The organism is Bradyrhizobium liaoningense, from assembly GCF_018130955.1.
Taxonomy (GTDB): Bacteria; Pseudomonadota; Alphaproteobacteria; order Rhizobiales; family Xanthobacteraceae; genus Bradyrhizobium; species Bradyrhizobium liaoningense_C.
Window position 1 is genome coordinate 126,674 of sequence record NZ_JAFCJM010000002.1, and the last position, 13,476, is coordinate 140,149.

9 protein-coding genes are annotated in these 13,476 nt (G+C 64.2%); 7 read left to right on the forward strand and 2 right to left on the reverse strand.

The window, feature by feature from the left end:
- Positions 1 to 145: 145 nt before the first annotated feature.
- From pncA to JQ632_RS02315, 5 genes are all read left to right on the forward strand, one after another.
- Positions 146 to 772 (forward strand): bifunctional nicotinamidase/pyrazinamidase, encoded by a 627-nt coding sequence (gene pncA / locus JQ632_RS02295; protein WP_212400652.1) that lies wholly within the window; start codon positions 146 to 148, stop codon positions 770 to 772.
- Positions 773 to 881: 109 nt separating this feature from the next.
- A complete protein-coding gene (locus JQ632_RS02300; protein WP_249151278.1) occupies positions 882 to 1,907 on the forward strand; it encodes an alpha/beta fold hydrolase in 1,026 nt (341 codons plus the stop codon).
- Positions 1,908 to 1,992: 85 nt separating this feature from the next.
- Entirely contained in the window at positions 1,993 to 2,691 is a 699-nt protein-coding gene (locus tag JQ632_RS02305) for a hypothetical protein (RefSeq protein ID WP_212400653.1), read from the forward strand.
- Positions 2,692 to 2,907: 216 nt separating this feature from the next.
- The gene (locus JQ632_RS02310) at positions 2,908 to 4,941 is read left to right on the forward strand and encodes an NAD(+) synthase (RefSeq protein ID WP_212400654.1); all 2,034 of its coding nucleotides are present in this window, start codon (positions 2,908 to 2,910) and stop codon (positions 4,939 to 4,941) included.
- 30 nt (positions 4,942 to 4,971) lie between these two features.
- On the forward strand, positions 4,972 to 5,355 hold the full coding sequence (locus JQ632_RS02315) for a GrlR family regulatory protein (protein WP_212400655.1): 384 nt from the start codon (positions 4,972 to 4,974) through the stop codon (positions 5,353 to 5,355).
- Between the two features lie 18 nt (positions 5,356 to 5,373).
- Here JQ632_RS02315 and JQ632_RS02320 read toward each other — a convergent pair whose 3' ends face one another.
- Positions 5,374 to 6,798 carry a SagB family peptide dehydrogenase gene (locus JQ632_RS02320; RefSeq protein ID WP_409363464.1) on the reverse strand — a complete coding sequence of 475 codons (1,425 nt, stop codon included), beginning with the start codon at positions 6,796 to 6,798 and terminating at the stop codon, positions 5,374 to 5,376.
- A 49-nt stretch (positions 6,799 to 6,847) separates the two neighbouring features.
- Entirely contained in the window at positions 6,848 to 9,094 is a 2,247-nt protein-coding gene (locus tag JQ632_RS02325; RefSeq protein ID WP_212400656.1) for a TOMM precursor leader peptide-binding protein, read from the reverse strand.
- Between the two features lie 774 nt (positions 9,095 to 9,868).
- Here JQ632_RS02325 and JQ632_RS02330 point away from each other — a divergent pair.
- The gene (locus tag JQ632_RS02330; RefSeq protein ID WP_249151245.1) at positions 9,869 to 10,741 is read left to right on the forward strand and encodes a VOC family protein; all 873 of its coding nucleotides are present in this window, start codon (positions 9,869 to 9,871) and stop codon (positions 10,739 to 10,741) included.
- 606 nt (positions 10,742 to 11,347) lie between these two features.
- A complete protein-coding gene (gene ilvD / locus JQ632_RS02335) occupies positions 11,348 to 13,198 on the forward strand; it encodes a dihydroxy-acid dehydratase (RefSeq protein ID WP_212400658.1) in 1,851 nt (616 codons plus the stop codon).
- Positions 13,199 to 13,476 lie beyond the last annotated feature (278 nt).

Genomic DNA, 13,476 nt, shown 5'->3' on the forward strand with positions numbered 1-13,476 from the left:
TGATGCAGCACAAGGACGCATGCGGGGCGGGTCGGCCAGTCTTGCCGGGGAGGCGGTTGCGAAGTGGCACGGGAAGATCGACATTGCAGGTCGTCAGGCTTTGCCAGAGAGGGCCAAGGAAAAAGACGAGGATTGAGGGTCAAGGATGAAGATTTCCGGCCGCGACGTCCTGCTCGCGATCGACGTCCAGAACGACTTTTGCACCGGCGGCGCCCTGGCCGTCCCTGGCGGCGAGAAGGTCGTGCCCGCCATCAACCGCATCGCGCAGCGATTTGCCAATGTGGTGCTGACGCAGGACTGGCACCCCCGCGATCACGTGTCCTTTGCCGCCAACCACGCCGCGAGGCGGCCGTTCGAGACGGTCGAGCTGGACTATGGCACCCAGGTGCTGTGGCCAACGCATTGCGTGCAGGGATCGGCCGGGGCCGAATTCCATCGCGACCTCGACATCGTCGGGCCGAGCCTGGTGGTGCGCAAGGGATTTCGCCGCGGCATCGATTCCTATTCCGCGTTCTATGAGAACGACCGCAAGACGCCGACGGGGCTGCTCGGATATCTGCACGAGCGCGAGTTGAAGACGGTATTCGTTGCCGGCCTCGCGCTCGATTTTTGCGTCCGCTATTCGGCTGAGGACGCCCGCAAGGCCGGACTCGAGGTTGTCGTTGTCGAGGATGCCTGCCGCGGCATCGACCTCGACGGCTCTATCGCGGCGACCCACAAGAGCTTCAAGGCGCTCGGCATTGCCGTGGTCGGCTTTGAAGCACTGTTGTGAACGATTGAGGCAAGGTTTGGCAGGACAGACCGACAATCCGACGCCGCCGACGGGATCGGGCCGCTCCAACGATCCGCTCTCGTGGCCGTTCGAGGCGGCCAGGCTGGCGATGGAGTCCTGGCTGTCGTGGTTCGATCGCGGCGCCCCGGAGCCGGGCGAATCGACGCTCGCCTGGACCACGGCCAACACCGTCGCGCTGGAATTGCCGACGATGCGCCTGCGCGATTGTTCGACGCGCCGATCCGGCCAGCCCGCCCTGATTTGCGCGCCCTATGCGCTGCACCGGGCCGTGATCGCCGATTTCGCGCCCGGACACAGCGTCGTGCAGTCGCTGCAGGGCGCCGGCGTCGATCGCGTCTATCTCGCGGACTGGCGCTCCGCTTCGCCCGAGATGCGCTATCTCTCGATCGACAGCTATCTCGGCGATCTCAACGTCGCGATCGACGAGATCGGCGCGCCCGTCGATCTCGTCGGCCTCTGCCAGGGCGGCTGGCTGTCGCTGCTCTATGCGGCGCGCTTTCCAGCGAAGGTGCGCCGGCTGGTGCTGGCCGGCGCCCCCGTTGACCTCTCGATCGACTCATCGTTGTCGCGGCTCGCGCGCAACGCGCCGGAAGCCGTGTACGACCAGCTCGTGGCGCGCGGCGGTGGCAATGTCAGCGGCGAGGAGATGCTGCAATTCTGGTCGCGCAGGTTGAGCCCGCATGACATCGAGGTAGCGTTGCAACGGAGCTTGTCGGACACGGGCGGGCCGGAACTGCTGGCGCGCTTCGACCAGTGGAACGCAGAGACGTTGAACCTGCCCGGCACCTACTATCTCCAGATCGTGAACTGGATCTTTCGCGAGAACCGGATCGCAGCCGGCGAATTCACGGCGCTCGGCCGAAAGGTCGATTTGAAGGACGTGAAAGCGCCGGTCTTCCTGCTGGCGGGCCTCGACGACGAGGTGGTGCCGGCGGTCCAGGCGCTGGCGACCGCCCACCTCGTCGGCACGCCGCCGGCCTTGATCGCCGCGGCCTCCGAGCCGAGCGATCATCTCGGCCTGTTCATGGGCGCGAAGACGCACGCCCATGCGTGGCCGCGGATCGCGGAATGGCTGCAAGCCGAGCTGCCGGGCGTGCTGGCGCGTAGGGCCTGAGCAATCATTGGCTTCGCGCGGTCGCTCTTGATCAGCGTCAAGTCCTTGGGGCCATCCGCCGCCGTAGACTGCGTGCGGAGGCGCCATGAGACTGCGAGTGCTTCTCATCGCATTAGCGCTGGTCATCGTTTCGCTGTCGCGGGCGGCGGGACAGGCCGAGCCGCGCGACGGCAAGGCACTGTCGGACCTGATGGTCGCCATGCAGTTCCAGCACATCAAATTGTGGTCCGCCGGGCGTCTCAGCAACTGGCCGCTTGCAGCTTACGAGCTCGACCAGATCGAAGCCGGGCTGCAGCGTACGACGTCGCCGGCCGCGGGCGTCGATCGGAGCGCCGTGCAGGCATTGCGCAGCGCCATTGATGCCCGGGACGTCCCGAGATTCACAAAGGCCTATGGCGAGCTGACCAACGCCTGCAATGCCTGCCACCGCGCCGAAGGGCGCGGCTTCATCACCCTCCAGGTGCCAACCTCGTCGCCCTTCACCGATCAGCTCTTCGTCGACCAGATCGCGGAGGCGCGCGGGCTCGCGCATTCGATCTGCGGCAATTGCCACCTGGTGTCCGACAGGCCGAACGATCAGCCGGACTCGCGCTTTCCGGCGCCAAGTTTCCCCGATCTGGCAAGGAGCCCGTCGTTCTCCACTGATGCGCTCAGGCAGCTCCTGACGTCAGGCCATCGCTTTATCGGGCCGAACCGGAACATGCCCAATCCCCGACTTGCCAGCCATCAGGTGGAGGAGATCGTGGCCCTATTCGAAACACTGCGGGCCGAACGCACGCGGTAGGGGCAAATACTCGCCAACGATCGACTCTCCACCGAAAAAGAGGCCGCCGGACATTTCGGTCGCGGCGGCCAGAACAGAGTAGGGAGGATGTTTAGCAAATTCATTATGCATGACGGCGAATAGGGTGCATTGACCCACATCAATCGGCTAAGAATGGGTCGCAACGGGAACCGGCCGAAGTCGGTCCTATCAGTCGAATAAAAGGCCCTGGGTTTGATGAGCTTCCACTCGATCTACCGTCATGGATTTGCGCGCGTGGCGGCCTGCGTGACGACCTCGCACGTGGCCGATCCCTCGGCCAATGCGCAGGCCGTGCTGACCGCGGCCAGTGCCTGCCACGATCAGTCGGTGGCGGTCGCCGTCTTCCCCGAACTGTGCCTGTCGGGCTACGCGATCGAAGATCTCGTCAAGCAGGATCCGCTGCTCGATGCCGTGGAGCGGGGGCTCGCCACGATCGTCGAGGCGTCGAGCGCATTGATGACAGTGCTGATCGTCGGTGCGCCGCTGCGCTTCGGCGCCCGCATCTACAATTGCGCCGTCGCGATCCATCGTGGCCGCATTCTCGGCGTCGTGCCCAAGACCTATTTGCCGAGCTATCGCGAATTCTACGAGGGGCGCCACTTTGCCTCTGGCGCCGGAATCGTCAGCGAGACGATCGCGATCGGCGCGCTCCACGCGCCGTTCGGAACGGACCTGCTGTTCGAGGCCGAGGACGTCGCCGGTCTCACGATCGGCGTCGAGATCTGCGAGGATATGTGGATCCCGGTGACGCCGGCCTCCGAGCTCGCGCTGGCCGGTGCGACCGTGCTGATCAACCTGTCGGGAAGCCCGATCACGATCGGCCGCGCCCGCTCGCGTGCGCTGCTCTGCCAGTCGACGTCGGCGCGGTGCCTGGCGGCCTACGTCTATGCGGCCGCGGGCGCGGGCGAGTCCACGACCGACCTCGCCTGGGACGGCCAGACCTCGATCTACGAGAACGGCGCGCTCTTGGCCGAGGGCGAGCGTTTCCGGCAGGGCGGGCAGATGACGCTCGCCGATATCGATCTCGATTTGTTGCGGCAGGAGCGCGCCTTGATGGGCACGTTCGACGACAATCGCCGGCAGCGCGAACCGATGTTCCGCAAGGTGACTTTTGCGCTAAAGCCGCCGCTCGCCGACATCGGATTCTTGCGCAAGGTCGAGCGCTTTCCCTTCGTGCCGAGCGATGAGCACCTGTTGGAGCAGGACTGCTACGAGGCCTACAACATCCAGGTCGCCGGCCTCGTGCAGCGCATGCGCGCAACCGGCGTGAAGCGCGTCGTGATCGGCGTGTCGGGCGGGCTAGACTCCACCCACGCCTTGATCGTCGCTGCCAAGGCGGTCGATCTGCTCGGTCTGCCGCGCAGCAACATCCTCGCTTACACGATGCCGGGCTTTGCCACCGGCAGCGAGAGCAAGACCTATGCGCTGGCCCTGATGAAGTCGCTCGAGACGACCTCGCAGGAGCTCGACATCCGCACCACCGCCACGCAGATGCTCAAGGACATCGGCCATCCCTTCGGCAAGGGCGAGGCGGTCTACGACATCACCTTCGAGAACGTGCAGGCGGGCCTGCGCACCGACTATTTGTTCCGCCTGGCCAATCATCACGGCGGCATCGTGATCGGCACCGGCGACCTGTCGGAGCTCGCGCTCGGCTGGTGCACCTATGGCGTCGGCGACCAGATGGCGCACTACAACGTCAATGCCGGCGTGCCAAAAACGCTGATCCAGCACCTGATCCGCTGGGTGATCGCATCGAAACAGTTCGGCGACGACGTCAACCGGACGCTGGGATCGATTCTGGTCGCCGAGATTTCGCCTGAGCTCGTTCCGGCCAAGCCCGGCGAGAAGCCGCAGAGCACGGAGGCCGCGATCGGGCCCTACGAGCTCCAGGACTTCAACCTGTTCTACACGCTGCGCTACGGGATGCGTCCGTCCAAGATCGCCTTCATGGCGCTGCATGCCTGGCGCGACGTTGCAGGCGGCGAGTGGCCGCCGGCGTTCCCGAACGACCGACGCCGCGCCTATGCGCTCGCCGATATCCGCCACTGGCTCGAGGTGTTTTTGCGCCGCTTCTTCGCTTTCAGCCAGTTCAAGCGCTCGGCGATGCCGAACGGTCCGAAAGTTTCGTCGGGCGGTTCGCTGTCGCCGCGCGGCGATTGGCGCGCGCCGTCGGATGCGAGCGCGGTCGCCTGGCTCGAGGACCTCGAGCGCAACGTGCCGAAATGAGCGAGCGAACCTGTTGAGGGAGACGGGCTGATGTCGGCCGGGGACGGGCCGGACGCGGACGACAAGAACAAGGTCGTCAACGGCCTCTACATCTTCGAGATCGAGATGCGCGAGGGCAAGCGCGGCCAGGCCAAAGGCGTGGTCGTGCTGTCCGACGGCCGGATCATGGGCGGCGACAGCTTTTTCTACTACACCGGCCACTACACCTTCAGGAACGGCAAGTGGCGCGGCGAGATGACGGTCAACCAGCACACCGAAGCGGTCGGCAAGTCCCTGGCATTCGGGGGCAGGGAGGTGACCTGCGGGTTCTCCGGCGACTATTCGGCCGGCGGTGCCGAAGTCGACGGCATGGCGCTGGTCGGCAAGACCAGCGTGACGTTCACGGCGAAGCTGACGTTGAAGGATCCGATGTAGCCGCGCGACGGGGACGCTCTAACCTGGAGCTTCCGCTTTCCTGCCGCGCCCGAGCGCGAATTGACCGACCGGGCCTTCGACATGGAATTCGATCCCCGTCATCTTCGCAAACAGATCGATGTTGATGCTGCCGATCGCGCAGCCGCCAAGGCCCATATCGGTCGCTGCCAGGTAGAATGTCTGGATCAACGTGCCGACGTCCTTCAGGATCAGCGAATAGGCGATGGCGCTGTATTTCCAGGAGATCCTGCCAAAGCGCGCGGCGATCGTGATCAGGACCTGCGCCGGGCCGGCTGCGTCCATCGCAAACTGAGCCGCCGCCGAAAGTGCCTGGAGGTGCTGGGCGGAAGCATCGCCGATTGCGACCAGTGCGTGACCGCCTGCGTCGTAGTGGTAGAGCCCCTGCGCAAGCCCCTCGCAGTTCGCAACCGTCAGGTACAATTCCAGCTCGTAGGCACTGCCCGCCGCCGGATAGGGCCTCGTGCTGTAAGCGAGTTCCGGACCGGCGCCAAAATCCCCGCCGCTCGTCCATTGCGACAGGACGCGGGCCGTCATGTCGAGAAACCGTGCAAGTTCGGCGAGTGTAATCGGATGCTCGTCGTCGAAATCGCGGGTTGAGTGGCGTTCGTGCAGCAGCTTTGCGAATGCGGAGGTCGGCTCCCGGGTGGAGAATGTCTCCAGGTCGATCTTCTTGCCCGACCAGGACGGACGCACCGCAGGCAGCGGTGAAACAACGTCCGCGTAGGCGAAGGCACCGCCAAGCGGATTGGCTTGCCGGCCTTCCGTGCTCCGGGTGTGAAATACCAGATCGTGGAAATCCCAGAGCACCAGATTGCCGTCGCCTTCGTTCACCCGCAGGCCATCGCCCATCTTGGCATCGAGCTTGAACAGGATCTGGCTATCCAGGAGCAGCTCGAGCAATTCGAGGTTGAAGCGGCCCGTGTGACGGCGTAGCCCGCTGATCTTCTGCGGGCGCGACAGCTCGGCGAGGGTGGCGGCGATGGCGGGATCGCAGATCCGGAACAGCGCGCCGGCACGCGGCGATTCCAGCACCATGTCGTTGCCGCGTCGGCGCAGATAGGCAAAGCGCGACAACACCACGGTATCGGCGTTGCCAAGCCTTGCGCGTTGCGGCCAGTACTCCGGGATCTGGGGCTCGATGACCACGAGGTCCTGCGCGCCGCGCGGGGAGAAGAGGCGATATTCAAGAAGCCCGTGTCGCGCCAGCCGGCGTACGAGGACGTCGACTTCCCTGGCCACAGTGCTCTTGCCGGCAAGGAACGCAAGCTGCAAGCCGGTGGTCAGATCTTGCGCCCGGTCCATCGCGACCGCGCTGTAATACCCAAGGTTGACCGAATAGTCGTCCACCGCGGCAGCAATGCCTCCATCCGCCTGGATTTGAAGGGAAAAAAAGCCGTTCAGCCTGACGGCAAGGACTGGCACGATTGTCTTGGTTGGCTTTTTCCGGGGCGCGCGCACGAAAGACCTGCCGTCAGGTGTGTGGAAGGAACGGAGTGAGTTCGCTTTCCAGCCGTGGGCGATCCAACAAGCCGAGCTTCACTGGTACATCGTAAAGCCTGCCCGGCGCGAAGCGTCGATAGAAGTGCCGCAGGCCGGGAACGAGCACCCTGACGACGGGGACCTCGACGTCGGGTCGCGTCTGGTCGAGCACGAGGAAATCGTAGCCGGCTTGCGTTGCAATCTCGACGCACGCATTGACCTGGTCGCGCGTGTTGCCGTGAAGCGTGATCCCTGGCGCGGGGGGAATGATCGGCTTGTCGCTCGGGACGAGGAACGGGTATTCCTCCAGCCGCAGCGGCTTGACACCGTCAAGCGACGCCTTCTCACCGCTCGCGCCGTCCATCATTCCGACGGCCATGAACTGCGTCAGTTCGGTGAGGGAGCGCAGCAGTGCAATGCGTCGATCGAAATGCGCGCCGGATCCGAACTCGATATTCTCGTGGCCGTTCTGCATCCAGTGCATGATCGCGACGTAGGTGGGAATGCCGAGATCGCTCGTGATGTCGAGCACCCAGAGCCGGCGTCCGGCATCGGCGAACTGGGTCTGCATATCCCGGACATAGGAATCGTCGAACTGGTTGAGGTCGAGTTCGGCGCGGTGCAGGCGGTTGTACCACCAGATCGCATAGGAATCGCGTTCGACCAGTTCGAGGAAGCCTTGAACGATGGCTTCATCACGGGTGTTGCCGGCCGCGCAGCCGTTGGAATCGGTATGGAAGCCGCCATAGAAAAAGTAGAGCAGGCCGGTCGGAAGATACTTGAAGCGCTTGTCGCGCAATGACCAGACCGGGGACCACTCGGTCCTGGCCGCGGGATCGAACGGCTCAGGAACCGGATGTGAATCATCCGGCTGCTGGAGAAACCTGGTCTTGAACTGATTTTCGCTGAAGAACTGGACGTCATTTGGGAGAAGGGCATCGCCGGGCGCGAAATCGGCGAAGCGCCGCGTCGTCCTGATCTCATCGCCCTGGAAAATGCCGGAATAGCGTTCAATCGACTCCATCAGCGCGCTCGCCTCGCCCTGTTCGGCGGTCGAGCCCTTGCCGAAACTGCCGCCGCTCAAACCCGACCTGAGCTGGTCGATGCTGTGGGCCGGCGCCGAAAAATTGTGTTGAGCGAAGTAATTGGTGTTCATCGGCAGATCGGCCTCGATCCGCTCGAGTCGCGTCACCACGCCGGTCAGCGGACTGACATGCTTGCGGAAGCGCGACACCGTCGCCCGAGACGTCACGGTGCGATATCCGCCACTGGTCATGACGAGCTTCTTGCCTTCGGCAATCTCGACCGGCGTCGGGGCCCTGCGTGGATTGGTGAGCTTCTTGCTGCCGCAGCTGGGACATTGCGGCCGACGCGCGACGTAGTGCTTGGCGATGGCGGCGCCGGTCAGGTCGAAGCTTGCGATGTGATCGCGCAAATCGGTGCGAAAGCCCGAGGCGATTGCCTTGGCGATCTCGATGGCTGCGAAATGGATTGCGGTCCGTCCGACGCTCTCGTTGACCAGTGGGGATACGGCGACCGCACGCGCCGGTACCCGGTCAAGAAACCCCCTGATCTCCCGATTGCGTATCATGCGGTCGAACAGGCAGGTCCAGCAGGCCGTCTCGCCAGATCCGAACACAGGCCCCACCAGCGGGAATACACCGGACGGTTGCACCAGCAGCCATGGCGTCTTGTCGGCCACGTGCTCCTCGTTCATCTCGGCCAGCCGCCGATCGAGATAATCGTTCACCAGTGTGATCGTGAGCTTCGGTGAGCGCTTGGCGATTTGAACGCCGAGTCTGCTCAGCGCCGCGGTCAATTCCCTCGCGCCTTTCACATCGATCGACACGATGCGCACGGGGCAATTGCGAAGATTCTGTTCCGCGAGTTCCGGCGACAGGCCGAGGCTCGCCCAGTATCCGGCGACGGCGTCATCAAATGCCTGCGACGCTCGCGCAACGACATATCGGCGATCGAGCAGCCGCTTGATCGCTTCATCGATCTTGTCGGCCGGGAAGCGCTTCGAAAGTTGGCGAACGATCTCTTGCCTGGCCCTGCCATGCTGCCCGATCGCGGTGGCCAGCGCACAGTAGAGCTCGCCGTGCAGGAAGAACTTGCGGTTCTCGGAATAGAGGCAGACTGCACCGGGAGGCAGGACATAGGCAGTGAAGTTCGGTGCAAATCGCAGAATGTCCTTGCTGGCCTGCCGCGCAACGCGGGTCTTGCGATTCGTTGTCATCAGGTCAGCGCGCGGGCCCTGTTGCTTGCCACCTTGGAAACGATAACGAGAAATTGGCCGGGTCGATCTCGCACCCGGCCAACCTCATCTCGGTGTCGTCGAAACACGATCAGAAAGCGTGGCCTAGCACCAGCGGCAGCGGCCCCATGATGCGCAGCAACCTGCGCATGAGACGACGGCGCATCCCACCACAGCACAGCCCGCGCATCGGCAACCGACGCCACATCGGCAGCCCCGGCAGGCCCGACAACCTCTGCATCCGCGACAACCGCCGCATCCGCGCCAAGCGACCTGCACGCGGTCGCCCACGGCTTCCTTGTCAAAGAGATGGAAGGTGGCGAGGCTGACGTCGGCGATTTCTTCTTCGTCGAGTGTGATCGCCTGTCCAGGAGAAAAGTTCGTTCTCTGCTGAACGTCGCTCGTCGGGACAGCCGCTGCCGACGCAGTTCCGGCCAGCGAAAAAGTCAAACCAGCCGCTCCCAATGCCGGTACGGCGGCCTTAGCTACTCGCTTTTTCTTGGAAGCTTGCTTCATATGCGGCATGGTCGCATCCTCCGAACGCTTCGCCCCGGATAAATAAATCCTACGCCGGGGAGTTCACGCAGGCAAGATTCGCCTGCACTCCAAAAGGCGATTTCTCGTTCAGATTGAATTCATGTTCATGAACGGATTCGGCGTCAGACCCTCGCAGATCGCTTCGACGGCTCGCCACCATGGCGCGCACGGCGAAGAATGTCGCTCCGTGCAGTGCCGCAATCGTCGTCGGTTGGAGGCATGATCGTGGCCGATCAGCTCGGACGGTTTGCCTGGTACGAGCTCCTGACGACGAACGTTGCCGCGGCACGCGACTTCTATCTCAGGGTTGTTGGCTGGGGCGCGAAGGATACGTCGACTTCGTCGCTGGCCTATACTGAGGTGTCGGCCGGCGATACGCCGATCGGCGGATTCATGGAGCTGCCGGAAGAGGCGTTGCAATTGGGGGCCACCCCGAGATGGGTCGGCTACGTCGCCGTCGATGACATCGAAGCGGCAGCGGCGCAGATCAAGCGCCTCGGAGGGGCTGTCCTTGTGCCGCCGACTGACAGCAATATTGGCCGGATTGCGGTCGTGGCCGATCCCCAAGGAGCGACCTTCGCGCTTGTCACGGTACCGGCACATCGGGATCGAAAGCCGATTGGCCTGGACGGGCCGGGGCGCGTGGGCTGGCACGAACTGCTGGCGTCGAACCGGAGAGATATCTTCGATTTCTACGGCAGGCTGTTTGGCTGGCGGGAGGCTTCTGCCGAGACCGGTCCAGCGGACTTGTATCAATTGTTTTCGGTCGGCGGGCAGACGATCGGCGGCATGCTCACCAAGCTGCCAAGCGTGACGCAGCCGTGTTGGCTGTACTACATCAATGTCGATGACATCGGCGTGGCCACGGGGCAGGTGAATGCCGGAGGGGGGCGCGTCCTCCAGGGGCCAATCGAATTGCCTGATGGCTGCTGGATAGCACGCTGCGTCGATCCTCAAGGAGCCTTGTTCGCGCTGCAGGGAACGCGGGGCGAGCGAGCGGAGCGATCCCCCGCCTCGGAGGTCGTTTGGTCCGCCAGATGGGGCGATATTGCCTCGCGGGGCCGAATGGTACTGCCCAAGCCGAAGCGTTAGGTCTGCGTTTCCCAGGTGCAGGCGACGGTATCAAGCCAATCGCGGTCTCCAAAAGACATCGCGCCGCGCGGCTCAGCCAGCCGGCGGCGCGATGTCGCTTGCGTCTAGAAAAGTGCGAGGTCCGGAGTGCCTAGGAGTCCGGACCTCGCGACTTCTACCCCCGCCCCATATTGCCCCAGCCCACTATTCCCAGCCCCATGAGATCCCCCGAGCCCATGGTGCGCGATCAGAAGGTGATGCCTTGAAGCGCCGCCGATCGACGCGCGGGTGGTACGTGAAGTCTGATAGGAATTCTATCCGCGACACTACGGACAGGAACGTTTTGAACGACGCGTGTGCGCGACGATGCCGTTGAACTGCGTCTAGTCACGCCGGATCCGCGCCGGGTCGTGAGGGCCTCTCGAGCGGACTGTGCGTTCGGCTTGATCCAACGCTGTAATTGATCATCGCGCTTGAGCCCGCGCCGGGAGCAGGGGACCCCTGCGAATGCGTCCGTTTGACCCATTTCGGCCAAGTTCCCGTTGCGCTGGCGGGACCCCTGCGGTATCCGGCCAGAAAGGTTTGCGGCGGAAATAACCCCGCCCCTTCAAGCACAAGGACGGAAACATGCCAGCCTATCGCTCCCGCACCACCACCCACGGCCGCAACATGGCGGGCGCGCGCGGCCTCTGGCGCGCGACGGGCATGAAGGACGGGGACTTTGGCAAGCCGATCATCGCGGTGGTCAACTCCTTCACCCAGTTCGTCCCCGGCCATGTCCACCTGAAGGACCTCGGCCAGCTCGTGGCCCGCGAGATCGAGCAGGCCGGCGGCGTGGCCAAGGAGTTCAACACCATCGCGGTCGATGACGGCATCGCCATGGGCCATGACGGCATGCTCTACAGCCTGCCGTCGCGCGAGCTGATCGCCGACAGCGTCGAATACATGGCCAACGCCCATTGTGCCGACGGCCTGGTCTGCATCTCCAATTGCGACAAGATCACCCCCGGCATGCTGATGGCGGCGCTGCGGCTCAACATCCCCGCCGTGTTCGTCTCGGGCGGGCCGATGGAAGCCGGCAAGGTCAAGCTGCACGGCAAGACCCACGCGGTCGACCTGATCGACGCGATGGTCGCCGCCGCCGACTCCAAGGTAAGCGACGAGGACGTCAAGGTGATCGAGCGTTCGGCGTGCCCGACCTGCGGCTCGTGCTCGGGCATGTTCACGGCCAATTCGATGAACTGCCTCACGGAGGCGCTGGGCCTCGCGCTGCCCGGCAATGGCTCGGTCGTGGCGACGCATGCCGATCGCAAGCGTCTGTTCGTCGAGGCCGGTCACACCATCGTCGACATCGTGCGGCGCTACTACGAGCAGGACGACGCCTCGGTGCTGCCGCGCAACATCGCGAACTTCACGGCGTTCGAGAACGCGATGACGCTGGATATCGCGATGGGCGGCTCGACCAACACGGTGCTGCATCTGCTTGCGGCGGCCCATGAGGGGCAGGTCGCGTTCACCATGCGCGACATCGACCGCCTGTCGCGCCGCGTGCCCGTGCTCTGCAAGGTCGCGCCGTCGGTTGCCGACGTCCATGTCGAGGACGTGCACCGCGCCGGCGGCATCATGGGCATTTTGGGCGAGCTCGATCGCGCCGGCCTGATCGACACGAAGGTCTCGACCGTGCACGCACCGACGATGAAGGACGCGCTGGAGCGCTGGGACGTCAAGCGCTCCAGGAGCGAGGCCGTGCGCACCTTCTATCGTGCGTCGCCCGGCGGCATTCCGACCCAGGTCGCCTTCAGCCAGGAGCGCCGCTACGACGAGCTCGATCTTGATCGCGAGAAGGGCGTGGTGCGCGATCTCGACCACGCCTTCAGCAAGGACGGCGGACTTGCCGTGCTCTACGGCAACCTCGCGCAGGACGGCTGCATCGTGAAGACCGCCGGCGTCGACGCCTCGATCCTGAAGTTCGCAGGTCCCGCGCGCGTGTTCGAAAGCCAGGACGCCGCCGTCGAGGGCATCTTGGGCGGCAAGGTCATAGCCGGCGAAATCGTCGTCATCATCTATGAAGGCCCGCGAGGAGGCCCCGGCATGCAGGAGATGCTCTATCCGACCAGCTATCTGAAATCGATGGGCCTCGGCAAAGCTTGCGCGCTCGTTACCGACGGCCGCTTCTCCGGCGGCTCGTCGGGCCTGTCGATCGGACACCTGTCTCCGGAAGCGGCCGAAGGCGGCAATATCGGTCTCGTGCGGACCGGCGATCGCATCGCGATCGACATCCCGAACCGCAGCATCAGCCTCGAAGTGTCGGACGAAGAGCTGGCAAAACGCCGCGCGGCGGAAGAGGCGAAGGGCGATGCCGCCTGGCAGCCGACCAACCGCACGCGCAACGTCTCGACCGCGCTGCAGGCCTATGCCGCACTCACCACCAGCGCCGCGCGCGGCGCGGTGCGAGAGGTGAAGCGGCGGACGAACTGAGCTGCTGGGGATGCCTGATTCGGTTTACCGGAACATCTGCGGTTCCGGCGGTGGAACCGCATTTTGCGATAGAAACATTTGCCAGCGCGGCGTAGCATGATCAGGCCGGGTAGCAGGTTTGGATCGGTAGGTGTTTTTATCCCCGGGGCTGGATACTCGACGTAGTCTTTTCATCTGAGGCAACAGACTTCAAAGGGCCGCCGAAGAGGCGGCCTTTTGTTTGCTGCATGGTCAACGAGTTCTTGCGCGCCGAACGAGATTGTGCGCTCGCGTTAAGG